Annotated in this window: 13 protein-coding genes; 6 read left to right on the forward strand and 7 right to left on the reverse strand. The window is 42.3% G+C overall.

Annotation, left to right across the window (positions count from 1 at the left end):
• Positions 1-2,193: a GumC family protein gene (locus IQ244_RS18000; RefSeq protein ID WP_193896503.1), complete on the forward strand. Its 2,193-nt coding sequence runs from the start codon at positions 1-3 to the stop codon at positions 2,191-2,193.
• A gap of 87 nt (positions 2,194-2,280) precedes the next feature.
• On the opposite strand, the gene IQ244_RS18005 is transcribed toward IQ244_RS18000, so the two are convergent.
• Together IQ244_RS18005 and IQ244_RS18010 are read right to left on the reverse strand one after the other, a co-directional pair.
• Positions 2,281-2,958: a rhomboid family intramembrane serine protease gene (locus tag IQ244_RS18005; protein ID WP_193896505.1), complete on the reverse strand. Its 678-nt coding sequence runs from the start codon at positions 2,956-2,958 to the stop codon at positions 2,281-2,283.
• A gap of 150 nt (positions 2,959-3,108) precedes the next feature.
• Entirely contained in the window at positions 3,109-3,828 is a 720-nt protein-coding gene (locus IQ244_RS18010) for a rhomboid family intramembrane serine protease (RefSeq protein WP_193896507.1), read from the reverse strand.
• Positions 3,829-4,064: 236 nt separating this feature from the next.
• Between IQ244_RS18010 and IQ244_RS18015 the strand changes: the two genes are divergently transcribed.
• Positions 4,065-4,703 (forward strand): tetratricopeptide repeat protein, encoded by a 639-nt coding sequence (locus IQ244_RS18015; protein WP_193896509.1) that lies wholly within the window; start codon positions 4,065-4,067, stop codon positions 4,701-4,703.
• Positions 4,704-4,841: 138 nt separating this feature from the next.
• The gene (locus IQ244_RS18020) at positions 4,842-6,146 is read left to right on the forward strand and encodes an ATP-binding protein (RefSeq protein WP_193896511.1); all 1,305 of its coding nucleotides are present in this window, start codon (positions 4,842-4,844) and stop codon (positions 6,144-6,146) included.
• Positions 6,147-6,164: 18 nt separating this feature from the next.
• On the opposite strand, the gene IQ244_RS18025 is transcribed toward IQ244_RS18020, so the two are convergent.
• A complete protein-coding gene (locus IQ244_RS18025) occupies positions 6,165-6,497 on the reverse strand; it encodes a transposase (protein ID WP_322746087.1) in 333 nt (110 codons plus the stop codon).
• Positions 6,498-6,584: 87 nt separating this feature from the next.
• On the opposite strand from IQ244_RS18025, the gene IQ244_RS18030 reads away from it, so the two are divergent.
• Complete coding sequence (locus IQ244_RS18030; protein ID WP_193896513.1) at positions 6,585-12,458, forward strand: hypothetical protein; 5,874 nt, start codon at positions 6,585-6,587, stop codon at positions 12,456-12,458.
• A 202-nt stretch (positions 12,459-12,660) separates the two neighbouring features.
• Here IQ244_RS18030 and IQ244_RS18035 read toward each other — a convergent pair whose 3' ends face one another.
• The 4 genes from IQ244_RS18035 to IQ244_RS18050 form a co-directional block, all read right to left on the reverse strand.
• Positions 12,661-12,816 carry a hypothetical protein gene (locus IQ244_RS18035; protein WP_193896515.1) on the reverse strand — a complete coding sequence of 52 codons (156 nt, stop codon included), beginning with the start codon at positions 12,814-12,816 and terminating at the stop codon, positions 12,661-12,663.
• A gap of 75 nt (positions 12,817-12,891) precedes the next feature.
• The gene (locus IQ244_RS18040) at positions 12,892-18,444 is read right to left on the reverse strand and encodes a translocation/assembly module TamB domain-containing protein (protein WP_193896517.1); all 5,553 of its coding nucleotides are present in this window, start codon (positions 18,442-18,444) and stop codon (positions 12,892-12,894) included.
• A gap of 234 nt (positions 18,445-18,678) precedes the next feature.
• Positions 18,679-20,133 (reverse strand): DUF4335 domain-containing protein, encoded by a 1,455-nt coding sequence (locus IQ244_RS18045; RefSeq protein WP_193896519.1) that lies wholly within the window; start codon positions 20,131-20,133, stop codon positions 18,679-18,681.
• Positions 20,130-20,756 (reverse strand): DUF3038 domain-containing protein, encoded by a 627-nt coding sequence (locus IQ244_RS18050; RefSeq protein WP_193896521.1) that lies wholly within the window; start codon positions 20,754-20,756, stop codon positions 20,130-20,132. Before IQ244_RS18050 ends, IQ244_RS18045 begins: the two co-directional genes overlap by 4 nt.
• Positions 20,757-21,091: 335 nt before the next feature.
• Between IQ244_RS18050 and IQ244_RS18055 the strand changes: the two genes are divergently transcribed.
• Both IQ244_RS18055 and IQ244_RS18060 read left to right on the forward strand, forming a co-directional pair.
• On the forward strand, positions 21,092-21,610 hold the full coding sequence (locus IQ244_RS18055; RefSeq protein WP_193896523.1) for an adenine phosphoribosyltransferase: 519 nt from the start codon (positions 21,092-21,094) through the stop codon (positions 21,608-21,610).
• Positions 21,611-21,682: 72 nt separating this feature from the next.
• A complete protein-coding gene (locus IQ244_RS18060; protein ID WP_193896525.1) occupies positions 21,683-22,723 on the forward strand; it encodes an ABC transporter permease in 1,041 nt (346 codons plus the stop codon).
• Positions 22,724-22,913: the final 190 nt, after the last annotated feature.

The following is a 22,913-nucleotide window of genomic DNA, read 5'->3' on the forward strand; positions in this document are numbered from 1 at the left end:
ATGACCCCACCAATTGTTAAACGCTATCTGATTGCATTCGAGAAGTACAAGTGGATTGGACTAGCTAGTTTTGCGCTAGTTGTCGCTGGGTCGACAGTAGTAGCTATACAGCCAGATCCACCTATTAACTACATCGCAGATGGCGCACTGACTTATAATCGTCCACCAGTTTCATTTTCGCTGACGGGGAATGAAATTCAGCAGCAAGGACAGGAATTAAGCGAGGCTGCTTTGCTTTCAGATCAGATTATTGAAGCTACGGCAATAAAAGTTAATGTTAAGCCCAAAACTATTGGCACAAATGTTGCCTTAAAATTACCAGAAAAAGCTAAGGCAGGAGAAGTTGCATCGACAGTTATTGATCTTAAATATAAAGATACTGATCCGAAGCGAGCGCAAGAGGTGCTTCAGGAATTGATGCAAGCAATGATCAAGCTGAGTGGGGAGATTAACACAGGAAGGTTAAAAGCAATTATTCAAAAAATTGAAGAACGTTTACCCCAGGTTAGAGCGGAATTACAAACAGCAGAAAAAAGATTGGAACAGTACGATCGCCGCGAACGACCAGCAATCTTATCAGCAGAAAATGGTAGTTTATTGGCAGGAATCACTAATAGCCAAAATCAACAACGATTAATTCAATTAAATGTTGCGGGGATTGATGCTCAAATTCGCAGTTTGCAGGCAAAGTTAGGTTTAGATGTCAATAAAGCTTATATTTCTTCGGCTTTAAGTGCTGACCCAATTTTGGGTAGTTTGCGAACACAACTATATCAAACAGAATCGCAAATTGCCTTGCTGCGGAAAGATTTGCGTGCTGAACATCCAACGATGATTCAGTTACAACGCCAAAAAGAAGCCACAGAGTTATTGATTCAACAGCGTGCTAATGAAGTTATTGGTGGTGGTGGTACAGCCGCACCTTTTTCTGGAGATATTTCGGGAATTCGCGCCCAAAGTAACTTAGACCCAGCCAGACAAGGGTTAGCGAATCAGATGGTAACTTTGCAAACCCAACGGGATACCCTGCAACAACAGTTAGCACAGCAAATCCGCGAAGAAGTCCGCCTCCGGCAAGAGTATTCTTTAATACCTAACAAGCAGTTAGAGCGATCGCGCTTAGAACAGGAAGTAGCCCTGAAAAAAGCAGTTTATGACCAAATGCAAGCCAAACTCACAGATTCTAAAACCGCAGAGGCAGAAACTGTTAGTAGTTTGACTGTTGCCCGTATACCGAGTATTATTCCTGAACCTACGAAAGTGAAGAGTGTACCAACCACTTTAGGAATTGGTGGTTTCTTAGGCTTGTTAGTGGGTGGTGGGGTGATATTTTTGCTGGGTTCCCTAGAAGGTGTTTTCAAAACCCAAGAAGATATCCGCGACAGCTTGAAGCAACGGGAAGTTGTGTTATTGGGTGAAATACCTTTAATGTCAGTAGAGCATTTAGCGTCTGATGTAGTTCCGGTAGTATTTTCCGTTGATTCGCCTTATTTGGAGTTTTATGAAAAATTCCGCAGTAATTTACGCCGTCTTGCAGGTAAAGACGTAAAGATATTATTAATTGCTAGTACTGGCGCTCAAGAAGGGAAAACAGTCAGTGCTTATAATTTAGGTGTGGCTTGCGCTCGTGCTGGCAAACGTACCTTAATTATTGAAACAGATTTGCGATCGCCCTCAAAGGCTACATCCCTAAACGTTACGCTTGACCCTGACGCTACTATTGAACCCTTGCGTTATTATGCCAGCTTGAGTGATTGTATTCGCCTAGTACCTGATATCGAAAATTTATACATTATTCCCAGTCCCGGCCCTGTGCTGCAATCACCAGCTATTATTGAATCTAGCGAAATGCGGCGGCTGATGGAAGATGCCCGTGAGCGTTATGATTTAGTAATTTTAGATAGTAGTCCCTTAAGTTACTCTAATGATCCTTTGCTGATTCAACCATACAGCGACGGCATAATATTGGTAGCGCGACCAAACTATACTCAAGAAAGTATGTTAGGTGAAGCCATCGATCAATTACAAGAAGCTGAACTGGGATTATTGGGTGTAATTATCAATGGTGCAGATATTGAAGTTGCTTTACCAGAAACAACAGAACCATCACCCAGATCTTCATCAGAACCAGAAGCAGTAATTGTGGAAGAAACTGATCAAGTTTCTGCCGGAGTAAATAACACTTACAACTAGTGAGGAATAAAAGTTTGGGGATACAAGGGTGTGGAAAATGAAACCTCGATACCCCAAATCCCTTGATATTCAGCACTTTGTTAAGGCTTATTCATAGTCGCGTTTAAATAAACCAAATAAGGGCGCAAGCATAACTCCAAAAACAAAGCCCCCGATGTGCGCCCAGTAAGCAACTCCCCCGGTTTGGACGCTCATATTAGCAGCAGCTTGGAGACTAGCAAGACCAGATATCACATTCTGGATAAAGAAAATGCCAATAACTACCAGGGCTGGAACGCTAATTGTAGTCGCAAAAAAACCTAAGAATACTAAAGTTGTAATTCTGGCATGGGGAAAGCGGATGAGGTATGCGCCTAAAACCCCAGAAATTGCGCCACTAGCGCCCAAAGAAGGAATCGGCGAATTCATGCCAATAAACCACTGGCACAAAGCTGCTAAAGCGCCACAAGCTAAATAAAAAATTAGATATTTGAAATGCCCTAAACGGTCTTCGATATTGTTGCCAAAGACCCACAAGAACACCATATTTGATATCAAGTGCCACCAACCACCGTGGAGAAACTGTGAGGTAATTAAAGTTATCCACTCACTAGAAAAGTTGTAGGTTAATTCGCGGGGTACTACAGCGTACTCACCAAAAAAGAGATTTAATCGGGCATTAGACAAACTCACTTCATGAAGAAAAACTAAAACATTCATGCCAATCAAACCATAAGTGAAATACGGTGTGATTCGCGTCGGATTTTCGTCATAGAGTGGAAACACAGGTGTTTTTCCTAATTATCAATTAACTGCAATATAGCTCGTCTGGCTGGCAGTTGAAAAATTTGGATAATTGCACCTGTGGTGTAGTGCTGAGTGCTGAGTTGACAGTGCGGAGTATAAACTCAGCCTACTCAAAGCTGTTGACAGCACTTAGCTGTACCATGATTCTTCTGGGGATTTGTCGCTAAATAAACCTAAAACCGGGCCAAGAATTGCGCCAAAGATGAACCCGCCTGCGTGCGCCCAATAGGCAATACCACCGCTTTCCATCCCTATATTAGTAGGAGTTTCTAAACTGGCAAGTCCGTAGAAAGATTGCTGGAGAAACCAAAATCCTAAAAAGAAATAGGCGGGAACCCGGAAAGTTGGGAAGAAAATTCCTAAAGGTACAACACCGAGAATTTCTGCTTTGGGGAAGCGGAGAATGTATGCACCCATAACTCCCGCGATCGCACCACTAGCACCCAAAGACGGAATGTTAGAATCTTGGGAGAAATACCACTGGGTCAAAGACGCTAAAAGACCACAAGCTAAATAAAACAACAGATATTTGGCATGACCTAATTTATCTTCGACGTTGTTACCAAATATCCATAAAAACAACATATTGCCAGCTAAGTGCAAAAAACCACCATGCAAAAATTGCGAAGTAATTAAAGTTGCCCATTCTGGTACTGGTTGATGCACAGAAACACCAGCAAAACTTAAACTCAGTTCGCGGGGAACAACCGCCGCAAGGTGTAAAAAGCCATCTAATGCTTGTGGCGGAAGGCTACTTTCATAGATAAATGCCAGAACATTAGCGGCAATTAAACCGTAAGTTACATAAGGCGTAATTTCTGTAGGATTATTATCTTTAATGGGAACCACGGGCGTTTTTCCTGATTTTTGAGAAACTAGCCTCAAATTACCGAATATTCCTAGTAATTTCTTCTACCTCTTGGCTAGATTATGACTTACGCAAATGTCATATTTTTTCGCTTAGGCTGTCAATATTCCAAAAAACACCTATCACCTCTCCCCTAGCCCCTGGTTATAAGAGGGATTGACGATCGCTCACTTCAACTGAAATGATGCAGAATAATGCACATTATTTCAGCTAATTCATGCTTTTTAGCAATTCTTTAGAAAATCAACTGCAACAGTGGGATGATATCATTCGCAGTCAACCAAATAATCCTAAAGCTTATATCCGGCGCGGTATGGTGAAATTCCAATTAGCCAAAATTGATGAATCTATTCAAGATTTTGACACAGCCGAAAACATAGAACCTCGCCTCAAACCATACCTCTGGCAACGGGGCTTATCTTATTATTATGCTGAAAGGTTTGCGGAAGGCGCTCAACAGTTTGAAATTGATTTGACGGTGAATGCTAATGATGTCGAAGAAACTGTATGGCGCTATCTTTGTCTAGCGCGTTTGCAAGGTGTGGAAGTAGCACGTAATTCTCTCTTAAAAGTTAAAAATGACCCCAGACGAGTGCTGCGCTTCATATATGATTTGTTTGCGGGAAATTGTACACCCGAAGAAGTTTTAACTGTTGGAGAATCAGAAGGAATTAAGGGGAAATTTTATAGTCATCTTTATCTAGGATTGTATTATGAATCTGCAAACAACTTGAATTTAGCTCAAGAGTATATAGTCAAAGCTGCCGATAAATACCAGATTAATGATTATATGTGGTATTTGGCGCAAGTACATAAAAAGTTACGGGTTTGGTCGGAATTCACTCAAAATCTGTGATTTTTTTGTCGTTAATTAATTTCTCTGGAAACATAGCATAACAGCCTTCACCTGAATTAGTCTGCATATATCCACATTAAAAACCATATAATCACAAGCATAAGCGGTAGTGTCAGGCTGATTTCGGGTGATTTAGCAATGAAACTGGATTTAGTCAGATTTTCTCAGGCTTGCAATCCCAGCAAGACTTTGACGGTTAGTAAAGCAGAAGATAGACAATATTATATTGATTTTGCCAAAGTGCGGGGTGGCAAGATTATTGAAGAATTGAAACGGACAATTGCGCGACTTTCAGCCGACGAACCAACTTGTCAATTATTTACCGGACATATTGGCTGTGGAAAATCAACAGAATTACAACGGCTAAAACTAGAGTTGGAAGATTTGGGATTTCATGTAGTGTATTTTGAGTCCAGCCAAAGTTTAGATGTGGGAGATGTTGATATTACAGATATTTTACTGGCGATCGCACGGGAAGTTAGTCAAAGCTTAGAAGCAATTAAAATTAAACTCAAGCCGGGATATTTTCAAAACCTGTTTACAGAAATTGTCGATTTTTTGCAAACACCTCTGGATATTGGTGTAGAAGCTGAGTTGTCTGTAGGTATTGGGAAATTAACTGCTAAAACAAAAGATAGCCCAAAACTGCGAAGTCAATTGCGGCAATATTTAGAACCACGCACCAGCAGTATTTTAGAGTCAATTAATCAAGAACTCCTCAAACCTGCCAGAAAAACACTTAAACAGCAAGGTAAACAAGGACTGGTAGTGATAGTTGATAACCTTGACCGCATTGATAATTCTTTAAAACCTTCTGGTTATTATCAGCCAGAATATTTATTTGTCGAACGCGGTGAACAATTAAACCAGCTAAGTTGTCACGTCGTCTATACCATTCCTTTGGTATTGATTTTTTCTAATGCTTTGGGGAGGCTAACAAATCGCTTTGGCGTTGACCCTAAAGTGTTACCGATGGTTCCTGTGCAATTTCCAGATGGAACTAAATTTACTGAAGGAATTACACTACTAAAACAAATGGTAATGGCGCGGGCGTTTCCGGGGGTGAGTTGGGAACAAAGCCAGCATTTAATTACAGAGGTTTTTGATAGTCCTGAAACATTAGAAAGACTGTGCTTAGTAAGCGGTGGTCATTTGCGGAACTTACTCATGATATTGTTTCGCTGTCTGCAACAAGAAGACCCGCCAATTTCCTGGGAATGTGTCAATAGAGTAATTAAAAAACGCTGCAACGAACTAACTTTGGCAATTACCGCAGATGAATGGGAAGTATTGCGGGAAGTCGCCCAAGGAAAAAGCCTAAGAGGTCATGAAAAATATGACCTTTTGCTCCGCAATATGTTTGTATTTGAATATCGAGATGAGGATGGTTCGTGGTTTGATATTAATCCGATTTTGGCGGAGGCTAGAGAATTTAGGTTGTAAGAGCGGATCGCAATTAATTTACCATTTGGAAGGATTATGGGGATGCAATTGATCTACATTCCAAGATAGGGGATTGGTTTGCACGTATTGACGAATTTTCTCTAAGGCTGCTTCATGGCGGATAATGCGATCGTAGTAATTACGTTGCCACACTGGGGCTTTAGGTGTATTGCGGTTGATGTTGATTTGTTTGGTTGTTGCTGATTTGAATCCGGCAATCAATGATGAAATAGACCGAGGCTTCATTGGGGGTATGGCATTTTTGCCGTTTCCTGAATGTAGGGGCGAATGGCCATAATGTAGAGGCGAACGGCCGTTCGCCCCTACGAAAATCTCGTTGATCAAATCCACATTTCGCCCCTACGAAAATCTCGTTGATCGCGACGTTCGCCCTTACCACAATCACGCTTTTCACGACAATGACTGAATAATTTTGTTATGACTGAAAATCTCACCCTTAATAATGAGCATTCATTACAAACTTTAGTTAGAGCAATTACTCTTTCTCAGGGTCAATTTTCACTGATTTTGTTGCGGTGTAATTATGCTGATTTGCGGCGACGTATTAGCCAAAGATTACACCAAATTTCTCCTATAAACATACACGAAATTACTATACCAGCATCAGTCAAAACGCTGTACACAAGCATAACTGAAGAACTAGGAAATATACAGCCTCCCGCATTGATGGTATTTGGCTTAGAGAATGTTAAAGACATTGATACGATGCTGACTGCGGCTAATAGGGTGAGGGAAGAGTTTAGCAGCAACTTTCCTTTCCCGATATTGCTGTGGGTGAATGACTTAGTTTTGCAAAAGTTTATCAGACTAGCGACTGATTTAGAAAATTGGTCAACTATTATTGAGTTTGAAAACTCCACTCATGAGTTAATTGCATTTATTCAGCAACAAACTGAGGCAATATTCACTAGTAAAATAATTCTTAATTTGCAGACTTGTTGGGAGTTAGAAAAAGCAATTCAAGATTTGCAAAGTCGCGGCGAAGTTTTAACACCATCATTACAGGCTAATTTAGAATATGTGCGTGGATTGCACAATTATTTGGCTGACAAAATAGATGTGGCTGTTGAACATTATCAACAAAGTTTGAGTTTTTGGCGACAAAGTGAAGATTTAGAACGACAAGGTATATTATTAGCTCATATTGCTTTAGCTTATGAACGTCAAGCAGTAATTGATAAAACAGAAAATCAACGTTATTGGCAATTGGCTCAAGAATATTTGCAGCAAGCACTGGATATTTTAGAGCAAGGCGAATATTTAAATTTAGTAGCGCAGTATATTAATAAATTGGGTGAAATACTGCAAAATTTAAATGCTTGGGCTGAGTTAGAAAGTCTGGCGAATCAATCATTATTGTTGCAGCAAGAATATGGCACACCGTTGCAATTGGCTCAAGCTTACGGCTTTTTAGCAGAGGTGGCTGTAGAGAATTCGCGGTGGAATGAAGCAAATCAATTTGCCCAACAGGCTTTGCACATTTTAGATAATACTCCTGATGTCCAGCTATATATATATAGTTGGTATCGGTTGATATTAGCTCAATCACAACAGGGTTTGGGTGATATTACAGCCGCAATTCATAGTTTAGAAATGGCGCGAGAATCTGCCAATCATCAATATAATCCACAGTTATATATTTCTATTTTAGAGAAATTACGTTTACTTTATTTTGAACAAGGTGAATATCTCAAAGCTTTTAATTTTAAACAAGAACAATTACAAATAGAACAGCAATATGGATTTCGGGCTTTTGTTGGGGCTTCTTATTTAAATCCTCAGAGAAAGGTGATTAATCCTTACGTTGCACAAGTTATGGAAGACCCCTCTCCAAACCTCTCACACCAGTTGCTACAACGGGGGGAACCCCCGCAACGCACTGGTTCCCCTGCAAGGAGAGAGGCTTTAAATATTCCCCCTTCCCTCACAGGGAAGGGGGTTAGGGGGTTAGGTCAACTAGATAATACTGGGACAGTTGCTCAAGAAATTGCGGCTTCTGGGCGAGAAATAGATGTCAACAGATTGCGGGTGAGAATCAGCGAAAACCAGCATAAATTAACTATCATTCATGGTCAATCGGGTGTAGGTAAAAGTTCAATTTTACAAGCGGGTTTAATTCCGGCTTTGCAACAGCAACCCATAGGTGAACGTGATGCTTTGCCAATTTTGATTAGAGTTTATACAGAGTGGGTGACTGTTTTAGGGCGGCGGTTGAGTGAGGAATTTGAGGCGGTTAGAGAAAAGAAATTAACTGTGAATCTTGATTCAGTGACAGCGATTCAATCACAGTTGCAGAATAATGAAGACCGGAATTTATTAACAGTTTTAATTTTTGACCAGTTTGAAGAGTTTTTCTTTGTTTACCCAGATAAGGCGCAGCGGCTTGAGTTTTATGAGTTTTTGCGGGTTTGTTTGGATATACCTTTTGTTAAGATTGTGCTGTCTTTGCGGGAAGATTATTTACATTATTTATTAGAGTTAGAAAGACTGTTTAATTTAAGTGCAGTTAATAATAATATTTTAGATAAAGGTATTCGGTATTATTTGGGTAACTTTTCACCAGATGATACTAAAAAGGTTATTCAAAGTTTAACTGAGAATACCCAATTTTATTTAGAGCCTAGATTAGTTGAGCAATTAGTTAGTGATTTAGCTGGGGAATTGGGAGAAGTGCGCCCAATTGAATTGCAAATTGTGGGGGCGCAATTGCAAACAGATTGCATTACAACGCTAGAACAGTATCAGCAGGTTGGCACGAAAGAGAAACTGGTTGAGCAGTTTTTAGAAGATGTGATTCAAGATTGTGGCGCAGGTAATGAACAAGTGGCGCGATTGGTTTTATATTTATTAACAGATGAGAATGGAACGCGACCACTGAAAACTCGTGCGGAGTTAGCGGAAGATTTGGTGGCGGAAGCTGACAAGTTAAATTTGGTTTTAGATATTGTTGTGAAGTCGGGGTTAGTGTTGCTATTGCCAGGATCACCAGCAGACCGTTATCAGTTAGTGCATGATTATTTGGTGGCTTTTATTCGGCAGCAACAGGGAAATGAAATATTAGCAGAGTTGGCAAGAGAAAGAGAACAGCGTCAACTAACAGAAGAAGAATTAAAACGGGTTGAACAGAAAAATAAAATATTAGCTGATGCTCAAACTGAAGCTGACCAGAAAATTAAGCAAGGACGTAATCGTTTGCTGCTGAGTTCTGGTTTATCTATATGTTTATTAGTAGTGACAAGTTGGTATGCTTTTAGTCTATTTCAACAAGCAAAATCAGCTAAGATAAAACAGCAAGAGTCAGAAATCAAATTCACCGTAGCTCAACAGGGTTTGCAAGAAGTTAATCAAGAAAAACAGCAGACAGAAACTAAACTGGCGAACAACCTCAAAAAAGCTCAGGCATTAGAAAATAAAAGCAAAGATTTAGAAAAGAACTTTCTAGTAGCGTTAAAAAATAAGCAATATGCGGAAGCTAAATTTAAGGTAGCACAGGCAGATACTAAAAAGGCAAGCCAAAATTTAGCTGATGCCAAAGTAGACTTAGATAAAGTCAACAAAGAAGCAGCAAATTTACAACAGAAGAACGCCGACGCAGAGGCAAGAATTAAAACAGTTACAGAAAAAGTAAAAACTGCTGAGGCGAACGTACAACAGGCAAAGAAACAGCAAGACGATGCGGAAGCTAAAGCTAGACAGGCTAATGAGACTTTGAAGCAAGCAGAAACAAAACTGGCAAACGCAAAGAAAGAAACTGAAACAGCATTGGCAGCACAAGCAGAAGCAAAAAAAGGAACGGAACTAGAACGGGCGGGTTTGAATGCTTTAGAACAGTTTGGATTTGCACAGTTGGAAGCTTTGGTGGCGGTGATGCATTCTGCTAAAGAGTTGAAAGGATTAGTTAAAGATGGCCGCCCGTTGGAAAAATACCCGGCTATTAGCCCAATTTTTGCTTTGGATAGTATTTTAAATAAGATTACAGAACGAAATCAATTCAAAGGGCATCAGGGCGAAGTCTATAGTGTGAGTTTCAGCCCAGATGGCAAAACCATCGCCACAGCTTCCTTAGACAAGACAGCGCGGTTGTGGAGTCTTGACGGAAAACTGCTCCAGGAGTTCAAAGGGCATCAGGGCCAAGTCTATAGTGTGAGTTTCAGCCCAGATGGTAAAATCGTCGCCACAGCTTCCTTAGACAAGACAGCGCGGTTGTGGAGTCTTGATGGGAAACTGCTCCAGGAATTCAAAGGGCATCAGGGTGGAGTCGTAAGTGTGAGTTTCAGCCCAGATGGTAAAATCGTCGCCACAGCTTCCTTAGACAAGACAGCGCGGTTGTGGAATCTTGACGGAAAACTGCTCCAGGAGTTCAAAGGGCATCAGGGTGGAGTCTATGATGTAAGTTTCAGCCCGGATGGCAAAACCATTGCCACCGCCTCCCAAGACAAAACAGCGCGGTTGTGGAGTCTTGATGGGAAACTGCTCCAGGAGTTCAAAGGGCATCAGGATGGAGTCTATGATGTAAGTTTCAGCCCAGATGGCAAAACCATCGCCACAGCTTCCTTAGACAAGACAGCGCGGTTGTGGAGTCTTGATGGGAAACTGCTCCAGGAGTTCAAAGGGCATCAGGATGGAGTCGTAAGTGTAAGTTTCAGCCCAGATGGCAAAACCATCGCTACTGCATCGGGCGACACCACAGTGCGGTTGTGGAATCTCAATGGTGAATTTTTAGAAGTATTCCAAGGCTATCGTTTCAATGTTTATAGTGTGAGTTTCAGCCCGGACGGCAAAACCATCGCCGCTGCATTGGGTGATTCCACAGTGCGGTTGTGGAATTTCGACGGAAAACTGCTCCAGGAATTCAAAGGGCATCAGGGCCAAGTCGTAAGTGTAAGTTTCAGCCCGGATGGCAAAACCATTGCCACCGCCTCCCAAGACAAAACAGCGCGGTTGTGGAGTCTTGATGGGAAACTGCTCCAGGAGTTCAAAGGGCATCAGGATGGAGTCTATGATATAAGTTTTAGCCCAGATGGCAAAACCATCGCCACAGCTTCCTTAGACAAGACAGCGCGGTTGTGGAATCTTGATGGAAAACTGCTCCAGGAGTTCAAAGGGCATCAGGATGGAGTCGTAAGTGTAAGTTTCAGCCCAGATGGCAAAACCATCGCTACTGCATCGGGCGACACCACAGTGCGGTTGTGGAATCTCAATGGTGAATTTTTAGAAGTATTCCAAGGCTATCGTTTCAATGTTTATAGTGTGAGTTTCAGCCCGGACGGCAAAACCATCGCCGCTGCATTGGGTGATTCCACAGTGCGGTTGTGGAATTTCGACGGAAAACTGCTCCAGGAATTCAAAGGGCATCAGGGCCAAGTCGTAAGTGTAAGTTTCAGCCCGGATGGCAAAACCATTGCCACCGCCTCCCAAGACAAAACAGCGCGGTTGTGGAGTCTTGATGGGAAACTGCTCCAGGAGTTCAAAGGGCATCAGGATGGAGTCTATGATATAAGTTTCAGCCCAGATGGTAAAATCGTCGCCACAGCTTCCTTAGACAAGACAGCGCGGTTGTGGAGTCTTGATGGGAAACTGCTCCAGGAATTCAAAGGTCATCAGGGTGGAGTCGTAAGTGTGAGTTTCAGCCCAGATGGTAAAATCGTCGCCACAGCTTCCTTAGACAAGACAGCGCGGTTGTGGAATCTTGACGGAAAACTGCTCCAGGAGTTCAAAGGGCATCAGGATGGAGTCTATGATGTAAGTTTCAGCCCGGATGGCAAAACCATCGCCACCGCCTCCCAAGACAAAACAGCGCGGTTGTGGAGTCTTGATGGGAAACTGCTCCAGGAGTTCAAAGGGCATCAGGGTTTGATCTATAGTGTGAGTTTCAGCCCGGATGGCAAAACCATCGCCACAGCTTCCTTAGACAAGACAGCGCGGTTGTGGAATCTTGACGGAAAACTGCTCCAGGAGTTCAAAGGGCATCAGGTCAGTGCCAATAGTGTTAGTTTTAGCCCGGATGGCCAAACTATTGCTACTGCATCTTCTGAAGGCACAGCACGATTGTGGAGTCTCAATGGGCAACTGCTCCAGGAATTTGAAGGGCATTTGGGTAGTGTATATGATGTGAGTTTCAGCCCGGATGGCCAAACCATTGCCACTGCCTCCTTAGACGAGACAGCGCGGTTGTGGCCTGTGCATAGTTTAGACCAATTGTTAGTGCGGGGTTGTGAGTGGTTGCAATATTATGTGAAAAATCCAATCGCAACTGAAGAGGATAGAAGACTTTGCAACGATATTAAGTAAGTAGGTAGGTGTTAAAAATTGTCGTTATGACAAGGCAGGAGGAAAGAGGTTTTTAAGCCACTTTACTTTTTGTTATATAGTTCGGTTTATTTGCACCGTTCTACTTAAGGCGTAAGGGTGCAGGGTGAGTTTGTTGTTGATTAGAGCGATCGCTTACCCATTTATAACAAACGTTTCCTTGTTCATAACGAATGAGGTAGTGTTAATAAGCAACGACGTAAGGTTTGTGATAAAACGTTAGGGGCGAACGTTGGTATCGTAGGGGCGAACGGCCGTTCGCCCTTATATCATTCATAAAATAGGGGCGTTCCCCCAGGGTACGGCCGATCGCCCGGACAAATATATTTGTATCATTCATAAAATAGAGGCGTTCCCGCAGGCTACGGCGGTTGGTATCGTTGGTATAGTAGGGGCGAACGGCCGTTCGCCCCTACTAAAACCGGGTTTCATACTCAAATAACAGCAGATTCTCACTGCCTAAATCAGTTGCACCACGCACCAAGATTTCATCATTCAGCCGATACAGAACGTTATAACGAAAAGACGCATCACTACTAAATAAAGGTCTTGATAAAGAAACAGAAAAATCTCGATTAATGTTGAACACTCCCTCTGCTGACAAATCAAACACCGATGAGCGTCTTGATGTGGAGTCTGTAATGGGAGTGGGAAAGATGCGAAATTCACTAAAGCCAACAGCCTGACCGATCGCTGTAATAGTTCCTTGCAAACTGCCTAAAATAGTATTGCCAGCTAAATTGGTTAATCCTTGCGTTATATCTCCGGTTTGAGCAAAGTTATTTAAAATTGAACCACCCAGCAAAGCGACAATTTCTCCTTGACTGCGGCGAGGTTGACTGGTGAGTTCTAAATTTTGATTTAATTCACTGGCTCGTCCTGTGGCTCTGGCTTGTACGCGCACAGTTCGTAAAGTGCCAAAATTGGTAGTAGAAATATCGCTGATTTCTGACGACAAAGGTGATTCTAAAATGCGATTACTCGTGGCTGATGTCTCCGGGACGATCGCCAACAGTCGCACATCTAATGTAGGATCAAGTCCCTGACTAGGAATAAATGTGGCGGTTTGTTCATAGCCACGTTCTAAGGTGAACTCGGTGCTAAATAAGCTGACTCGTCCTCCGGTTAAACGAATCACTCCTTCGGGGAGAGGTTTGGCTAAGGTTCCATTAATTGTCAAATCGCCTTTAGCGTTAAAGCTAAGTATAGGTTGACTAAAGGCCGCGCCTCCCGGTACAAAGCTGAATAAAGATTGACTCGTCACCTTCACATCGTTACCCAGAGTCAAGCGTAAATCAGCAAACTCTACAGGTAAATTAGGTCTAGTTACGGTGGTGTTATTTACAGCGTTAGTCGGTTCTGTTGTAGCGTTGGGGTTAGCTGCTGTTGTATTTACCGCACTGATGTTGATGTTATTACTATCTGTGGTTGCTGGTTTTGAATTAGCCGTGGCGGAATTTCCAATAATTACTTGTCCGTTACTCAGTTCAATTTCCCCGCCAATTTGTGGTTTGAGTGCTGTTCCGCGAATCACAGCATTCCCACTCACACCACCTTCATACAGTCCTGGAACCTGAAAATCTAGTTGTTTTGCGATCGCTATTGTTAGAGGATTGGAGATAGCTTGTCCCGCCGCAAAAATCGGCAAGATTCCCGCCGCAGTGACTAACCCTTGATTATAGTTACCTTGAATCCCGGCTACATTAACTGTATTACCGTTAAATTCCGCTTTTCCCGTCACATTGGTTAGCGGTGCTGATAAAGCTTGAGCGCCAATAGTGGCATTATTAAATGTGGCAGTTCCATTGATAATTGGCTGGTTTAAAGTCCCGCCAACATTGACAGCGACTTGTCCTTGTCCATCTAGCCAAGCAACTTGATTGTTAGTCAGCAGATTTAACAGTGTTAAACCTTCGTTACTCACATTAGCGTTAACGCTGATTTGATTACTCTCTGGTTGTCCGGCGACAAAGGGTAAAGGTGCAGGAACATTACCTGTAATTGTGATGGGTTGGGTTCCAGTTAACAGCAAAGCACTATCAAAATTTACGCGCGCATTATTATAGGCAAATTTTACCTGTCCTGTCTGTACAGGCTGCTGGTTGAGAGTTGCATTCGCCAATGATACTTCACCATTTACTCTAGGGTCTTGTAAACTACCTTGCAAATTAGCAACAGCATTCACTTCACCTGTAACATCTATCGGATATTGTTCGATGAAAGGCTGAAACAGAGATAAAGGTAAACTAGCTACATTCAACTGTCCCGAAAGTTGGTCAAAGCCTAACTGTCCGGTAAAGGCTACTAATCCTTGATTGATACCAATACTCAAAGGTGACAAAGTAACGACACCATCAGCAAAATTCCCTTGAGCAATCACTTGATTAATAGCATATTGTCCCCATTGCCAATTAGCACCTTGAAGATTAAACCCTGCATTCAACCCAGATTTTAACGAACCACTAGCGGTAATTGTGCCATTTAACGCACCTGTTAATTCTGCCAAACTAGGTAAAGGCGGCGTTTGTTTTTCCTCTTGCTGTTGTTGTGGCGTTACGACTGTGGCAATTTTCGAGAAATATTCTAACTGGGTTTGCAAGTCTGCATTGGGTAAGCTAAGAGGTCTAGTGTTGAGTGCTTCTGCGCCTGCGAGGGTTGGCGGTTCTGTTCCTGTACTCAAGTCTTGGAAATCGTAGATATTAAAGGCTTGTAAAATTTCTTGGATTCTAGTTTGAACTAAATTAGCTTGGACTTGAAATTGCGGATTATTCCCAGTTTGCACACTGCCACTTAAAGCAATGCTACTATCTCCAAGACGCAATAAACCGTTAGTTAAGTTAGCAGTACCGTTAGCATAATTGAAACTACCGCGAAATTCCGCGGCTGAAACTCTAGCAACTCGCGGTTGAGAAATGGCTACGTCTCCAGCCAAAGCATAATTATTCAGATTGACAACTAAGTTTCCTGATAATTGTCCGCCCAAGGGTTTCAATCTATTATCAGGGATAAAACCGCCAACTAAAGCTATAGGAAACTGTTGAGCGTTGATAATTAAATTATCACCCTCAGTTCTACCTGTGCTAATTGCCTGACCGCGCTTGAGTAAAAATGAAGTTGGGCGATAATTTCCATCCAAGTTCAAGGCTATTCTATCTTGCACCCCAGCCAGTCGCAGACTTCCCCCTTGTCCGCCTTGAAAATTAACACTACCAGCTAAAACCGGGTCAAAGGCTAAGTTACTCACATTGAAATTCCGCAGGCGAATATTACCTGTAGCTTGAGGAGTTTCTAGAGTACCTGTAACTTGCCCATTAAAATCGAGAAAGCCTGATAGGGCAATGTCTCCCGGTACTTGCACACCTGTATTGTTGAGGTTGAAATTCTGCGCCAGGACATTGAAATTAAAGCCAACAATTTTCGGTGTACCTGTTTCTGGTAATTGTACTGCGATCGCACCATTCGCACTAATTCCCGGTGTCGTTGCTCGTGGCACAATAATCTGCTTACCATTCCACTGAAATTGGGCTGTCAATGGTTGTGCTAACTGCGCCACCCCTTGATTAGCGCGAAGTTGTCCCGCGGCGCGAATATCTGCAAGCGCAAAAGATTTGGTATTTCCAGCCAACTGCACATTACCATTAAGCCGCCCTCGCAGTTGTGGTGAAAAACGGCTGAGTTGAATCTGCGAAGCATTAGCAACAGCTTGCCAGCGACCATTATTTAAATTAGCATTCCTGATGTTAACTCTTCCGCCTGCCACACTCAAGTTTGCTTGTGCGGTGGCGCGAATAGTTTCCGGTTGAAAAGATTTCGTACTTCCTGACAAATTCACCGACGCACTATTGACAACTCCTTGAAATTGGTCGGGAACTTGCGGAAAACGGCTGAGTTGAATCTGCGAAGCATTAGCAACAGCTTGCCAGCGACCATTATTTAAATTAGCATTCCTGATGTTAACTCTCCCACCTGCCACACTCAAGTTTGCTTGTGCGGTGGCGCGAATAGTTTCCGGTTGAAAAGATTTCGTACTTCCTGACAAATTCACCGACGCACTATTGACAACGCCCTGAAATTGCTCTGGAATCTGTTTAAAACGGCTTAACTGAACTTGCTCAGTATTAACAAAAGCTTGCCAACGATTCTGTACAACCTGACCCCTAGCTCTAATTGTATTACCTGCCACATTAAACACCGCCGTGGGCAAGATAATATTCTGTCCTTGTTGGTTAATTACAGCTGCACCGATGGTGGGATAAGTTGCATTAGGCGCTTGCACTTGCGCCACAGCCCGCAAACTCCCCAACGCGCCAGAAATTCTAGTATTTAATGATACATTTCCAACTTTGATTGTAGAGGAAGAATTGTTGGTTTTGGCGATGACATCCCCTGGTAAATTTTGGGCGAGAACATTCAACAATACTCTACCTTGGGGTGCTAGTTGCACTTGACCACGCCCGACAATTTGCCCGCCAGATGGCGGTTGTACTTGAATGTTGGCAATGTTGAGTATTAAAGGTTGTTTGCCCAGGGAGCCAGTAATTTGTGTATTAGCTGAGACATTACCAATGTTAATTGGGGGAGTGAAACCGTAATTACGTGCCAGTATATCTCCAGATATTCCCTCAGCTTGCACGTTAAATTTTACCTGACCACCCAGTATGGCTTGACCACCGCCTGTAATTACTCCACCAGCTGCGGGAACTAAGTTGAGATTTGAGACAGTGATTTGCGACGCATTTTTATTAACATTCAAGCGAAAATTAGTGTTGACCGATTTAAACTGTACACGGTCAACTTGAATAGGTTTAGTGTTACTTGCACTACCGCTAAGAACTGGTTGCTGAAGGGAACCTTGAACTTTGATGTTGGCTTGAATTTCTCCAGTGGCGACAACTGGTGATTTAACGTTGAAAGTATCTAATAAGTTTTCTGCACTGACTGGTTTTACCTGCGCTACGAGGTTGAAACCTGTTTTAAGATTAACTATGCCATTCGCCAGAATGGGAACCTTACCCAAGTTTGTGGTGAGATTATCTAGTGCGATCGCCTGACCTTGAAATACTAATCTACCGTTAGCATTGACAAACTTTTGGGGAATATTTTGGATTTGCGCCGTCACCTGACTTGGAATAGCTGTCCCAGTAATTGCTATATCAGAAACATCTGCGGGAATCTGCACACCTAAGTCAGCATTTACCCTTCCTGCTTGCAAAACAATGGGTAACTGAATTAATCGGCTAACATCTGATGCTTGTAAATCTTGCGCCACAACCTGAAGGTTAGTTTGTTGTGTTTTTGGTTGTGTGTCACCAGTAATTTTAACTGCACCACCTCTGGCTAGTTGACCATTGATTTCAAAACCAATCTGTGTATTATCTGGTGAAAATCGCGCTACCCCACCGAACTGATTAATAACTACAGAACCTTTTGGTTTAGTTGGTGTAGAAGCTGGTAATAATTCTACATTGCCATCAACAATCTCAAGTGTTTGTAACTGTGTTTGAATAATACCTTGCCCTTCTTGAGACTTCACCGCCGCCGTTACCCAACGGCCCTCCTGATCTTGTTGGATAAAAACACGGGGTTGCACGACGGTGACATTTAAAGGTAATGTGCGGCTGAAAATGACTGGTAACAGAGAAAAGCGCACATCAACAGCTTTGGCTGTCAGTTGGTCAGAATCAGTAGGCGTTGCTGGTATAGCCAGAGAACTAAATCTCAGACTCGAAAGTGAAAAAGCCTCAACTTGACCTAATGTTATCGGTCGCCCCAGTAATTGTTCAAGATTCGTCTCGACTAACGGGGCTAAATCGTTATATACATAATTTCTCGCCCACCAAATTCCCCATGCAATTCCAGCGAGCAAAAAAATTCCTACTACCAAACTAGTACGTCTTAAAAGGAGAAGATGTAATAAACGTCTGTTAGTAGGCTCCTGATCATTGCCTGAATTTGGAGAGCGCGTCATTTTCGTTACCAGCAACGCTATCGAGTAACAAAGTTATTATTACCCGAAAACAACATAGTTGTTTTTACTAGCTACGAAAAACTTGTCCTAGATAGATTCGTAGTTCATTCTACTAGGGGATGACAATTTATCGCGATCGCCCAGGTAGCTAAGACATCCGTAAAAGTCTCTTAACTTTGTTCCCTATCCCCTGTAACCTATCACCTGTCACCTATCCCCTATCCCCTACTATATCTACTGATACCCCTTCCAAGGAGTCACTTCTAGTTTGCCATCGGGATTAAACACAACTTGGAAATGCGCCAGTGCTTCTTGATTATTGGGGGCTGCGCCATTAGAACCATAAACAGTTTGAAACATACTTGGCAGTGGTGTTTCCCGGAAATAATCGAAAGCAACCTGATTTAGTGGTTCATAATCAGCAATAATGCCTTCTTTATTTACGGCGACTCGATAACGCAAATCTTTGGTGTAACTAGGAGTACCTTTCCAATTTTGGCGAATAGTGTTGTATAGCTTTTGGTTTAAAGTTTTAACTGTATTAGCATCTGTAATTTTGCTACCAATTACTTTTGGTGTACTAGCGTAACCGCGCCAAGGACTAACTTCTAATACGCCTTTGCTAGTAAAGACGACTTTAAACTGGGCTATGGGTTCATTAGCGATCGCACTACGTTTAGCCGGATTATAAAGGACTTTGGGTAGTGGAGTTAATTCTATGCCTTCATTTGACCCTTGATTAATCGCCTTATAACCAACAATTGCCCCATCACCAGCTACACCGAGACGATAAACTAAATCGTCTTTAATTGCCGAACGATTATTCCAAGCGGGATCAAGTTGATTCCATACCTGACGATTTAAAGCCCGTAGTTGAGATGGGTCAGTAATTTCAGCAGTTGTATTTAACAGTGCTTCTAAATCTGTTGTCGGTGCTGTTGTAGCTGCTGCACTGGGAGTGGGGGTAGGATTTGTCGTAGCAGCTATAGGTGTTGCACTAGCTGATGGTGTTGTGCTTGGTATACCCGCCACAGTACTAGGTGTTGGCGTGGCGCTACTTTGAGTTTCTGGCTGTGGTTCTGGTGTGCGAATTTGCGGAGGTGGAATCAAACTAAAAGCAACCGCTGCAACTGCGACACTCGCAACTCCAATACTGGCTGGTACTGCTTGCTTAATCAGAATTTCATTTGCACCACCATAGCGCCGGGCTACTGGTTGTAACTCTAGTGATAACTCTGGTAGAGTTTGAGTATCAGCAAAAAATTGATCTACCGCTTCTACCAAATCAAATAACTGCACCGTATTCATATCAATTTCAATCGGTGATTTATTTGGGGAAGAATTCGGCTCTAAGCCTTCGCTTGTGCTTTCAGAATGGATAATTAGTCTGTGGCGATTATGGTCAATTTTTTGGAGTTCTACTAATTCCGAATCTTGATTATGAGCTTGGGGATTCGGCACAGTACTTAAAAATTCTTGGGCGTAGCCACTTACAGCCCTAACCAAACTTTCAAAAAATTCTCGGCCGCCAACTAAGGGCTGCTTATAACCAGATATATAGCATTCTACATTTACCAATATTGATAATTCTGGGCGTAGCTCTTGTAAATGTGCCGCCCTCGAAGCATCACTTAAACCCTCTAAAAGCAATGTACAGTTAGGTAAACTGTACTTCCGTTGAATATTCATTCCACTTCACCGTCAAAAAGACTAATCCAGAACCGCTGCATTCCGGCCGTACCTGTACAAAATAGGAGTTTTTCTAACAAATTAATAGCTAACTCATCTAATTTTTCATCAGAAGTTAATGCTAGTACGCCAGAACGTCGGGCATTCATTCTACTTTTAAAATGCGCTCGAAAGCGTTCTAAATAGTTAGATAAACGCAAATTTTGTTCTAAAGGTATCTGTTTGTCATTCATTTGCTGATATATCATTAGCATCTGGCGGATGACAACTGTTAACCGCCGGGCAATGTAGCAAGCAATGACGACTAAAGCCTTTGCTTCCATAATAGTTAGGGGTCTGCGGATATTTGCTCGGCGCATAGGGTTAGAGCTACGCATCCGCCATAAATTGACCCGATTTTTAATAATGTCGGTTAAATCTAGTTCTTCAGCAAAAGCCAGAATTGCTTCGGAACCACCAAGTTCTAAAGCTTCAATTGCCAGTAAAAGGAGGTCGATTTGCAGCCGAGTTCTGGGCGGACATCCTTGTCCTGCGATCGCCGGATCTGGTAATGTATCCAAAATCATTGGCGTTGATGCAGGTGCGGGACTGTTGAACGGCGTTAAGCTCGCGGAGACATTCATTCGATAAATTACCTTGTGCGCTTCCAACAGACTAGATACAACTAGTACAACTAAATTTAAGATAAGTAGCCAAAAAATAACATTAAACTTGTGGCAGTAGCCATAATACTTGACGTATACATGACTTAACTTGTTCTACAGCCAAGTTTGCGTATACTTATAATTTCAGTTTTTCCAGCATCATTTCACCTTGTTTTAATATTGAGTACCAGTCCATATTTAAGCTTGGTGTAGATTCTCACTATCGTCAATGGATGATGATACTAGAGCCTCAAATCCAGCGTATGACATTATAGTGTACGATTTTTCCAGTCTGACCTACTCCTTCACTGTTTATGGATTTAAAATCTCTAGTTCGTGACATCCCAGATTTTCCCAAGCCTGGCATTTTATTTCGAGATATTACTACTCTACTGCGTAATCCAGAAGGACTGCGTTACACTATTGACTTTTTTGCTCAGAAATGCAATGAAGCTGAATTTAAAGCAGATTATGTGATTGGGATGGAGTCGCGGGGATTTATTTTTGGCACTCCTCTAGCTTATAAATTAGGTGCTGGGTTTATTCCTGTGCGGAAAAAAGGCAAGTTACCCGCAGCCGTTCACTCTATTGAATATCAACTAGAGTACGGTACTGACTGCTTGGAAATGCACCAAGACGCATTGCATCCAGGCAGCCGAGTTTTAATTGTAGATGATTTGATTGCTACAGGTGGGACAGCCAAGGCTACAGCACAGTTAGTCCAACAGCTTGACTGTGAACTAGTAGGTTTTGGGTTTATTATCGAGCTACGGGATTTACAAGGGCGGAAACATCTCCCAGATGTGCCGATTATCTCGTTAATTGAATATTAGTCAATGGTCAAAAGTCCATAGTCCCAAGACATTTACCATTGACCATTGACCACTGACCATTGACTAAATACTATGACAGCTACAAAAATTTCCTTGGAGACAAGTCGAGATTGGCTAATTAGGCTAATCACAAGTGAAACTTTTATTTATGTGGTGAAACGGATATTGCAGGCGCTGTTTACCTTATTGTTGGCATCAGCGCTGTCGTTTTTCATCATCAAATTGTCTCCAGGGGATTATGTAGATACCCTGCGACAAAATCCGAAAATTTCGCCAGAACGCATTGAGGAAATTAGAAGACAGTTTGGTTTAGATAAGTCTTGGCCTGAGCAATATTTCTTGTGGTTGTGGCGGATATTTACCAAAGGAGATTTTGGCACAAGTTTTGTTTACCAGCGTTCTGTAGCTTCGCTGTTATGGGAGCGAGTACCAGCAACGTTACTACTCGCGATCGCTTCTTTAATTGTGACATGGGCGATCGCAATTCCTTTGGGCATCATCGCTGCTGTCAAGCAAAATCGCCCCACAGACCGCATCTTGCAGGTAATTAGCTACGCCGGACAAGGCTTTCCCAGTTTCATCACCGCCCTATTTTTATTAATATTTGCTCAATTTACCTCGCCTTTGTTTCCCGTTGGTAGCATGACTAGCATTGATCATGCTGATTTATCTTGGTTTGGTAAAATTATTGATGTCGTTTGGCACATGATTTTACCCACTGTTGCATTGAGTATCACCAGCTTTGCTGGTTTGCAACGCATCACCCGTGGGGAATTATTGGATGTTTTACGTCAAGATTATATCCAAACAGCCCGCGCCAAAGGATTACCAGAAAATCGCGTTATCTACGTTCATGCTCTCCGCAATGCTATCAACCCTTTAATTACTTTGCTGGGTTTTGAATTAGCTAGTTTATTAGGCGGTGCATTCATCGCCGAACAGTTCTTTAACTGGCCAGGTTTAGGAAGATTAACCTTGCAGGCAGTTATCGCTAAAGACCAATATTTAGTCATGGCAAGCCTCGTGATGAGTGCTTTACTGTTAAATATCGGCAACTTATTCGCAGATTTAATGTTAAAGGTCGCCGATCCCCGAATTAAGTTAGATGCTTAAATATTTAGCCTATTGATTTTTGAAGAGGTTTTATCAAGCATTACAGGCTATTCCCCATTAAGAGCCTTGTTCCGTTTGGTTTCTACCTGTTTACTGATTTTTTTCTATCAGAAGCGTTATAGCTGTAGTCAGATATGGTAGGACAATTTGAAAGCTTGAATATCAGGAATAGTAAGACTCTTACTCCTGC

The organism is Nostoc sp. LEGE 06077 (genome assembly GCF_015207705.1).
Lineage (GTDB): Bacteria > Cyanobacteriota > Cyanobacteriia > Cyanobacteriales > Nostocaceae > Nostoc_B.

Excerpts from the sequence above, each read along its gene's own strand:
- IQ244_RS18055 (WP_193896523.1), top strand. The coding sequence starts at position 21,092 with ATGGATTTAAAATCTCTAGTTCGTGACATCCCAGATTTTCCCAAGCCT.
- IQ244_RS18040 (WP_193896517.1), bottom strand. The coding sequence starts at position 18,444 with ATGACGCGCTCTCCAAATTCAGGCAATGATCAGGAGCCTACTAACAGA.
- IQ244_RS18035 (WP_193896515.1), bottom strand. The coding sequence starts at position 12,816 with ATGAATGATACAAATATATTTGTCCGGGCGATCGGCCGTACCCTGGGG.
- IQ244_RS18015 (WP_193896509.1), top strand. The coding sequence starts at position 4,065 with ATGCTTTTTAGCAATTCTTTAGAAAATCAACTGCAACAGTGGGATGAT.
- IQ244_RS18050 (WP_193896521.1), bottom strand. The coding sequence starts at position 20,756 with ATGAATGTCTCCGCGAGCTTAACGCCGTTCAACAGTCCCGCACCTGCA.
- IQ244_RS18020 (WP_193896511.1), top strand. The coding sequence starts at position 4,842 with ATGAAACTGGATTTAGTCAGATTTTCTCAGGCTTGCAATCCCAGCAAG.
- IQ244_RS18045 (WP_193896519.1), bottom strand. The coding sequence starts at position 20,133 with ATGAATATTCAACGGAAGTACAGTTTACCTAACTGTACATTGCTTTTA.
- IQ244_RS18030 (WP_193896513.1), top strand. The coding sequence starts at position 6,585 with ATGACTGAAAATCTCACCCTTAATAATGAGCATTCATTACAAACTTTA.
- IQ244_RS18000 (WP_193896503.1), top strand. The coding sequence starts at position 1 with ATGACCCCACCAATTGTTAAACGCTATCTGATTGCATTCGAGAAGTAC.
- IQ244_RS18060 (WP_193896525.1), top strand. The coding sequence starts at position 21,683 with ATGACAGCTACAAAAATTTCCTTGGAGACAAGTCGAGATTGGCTAATT.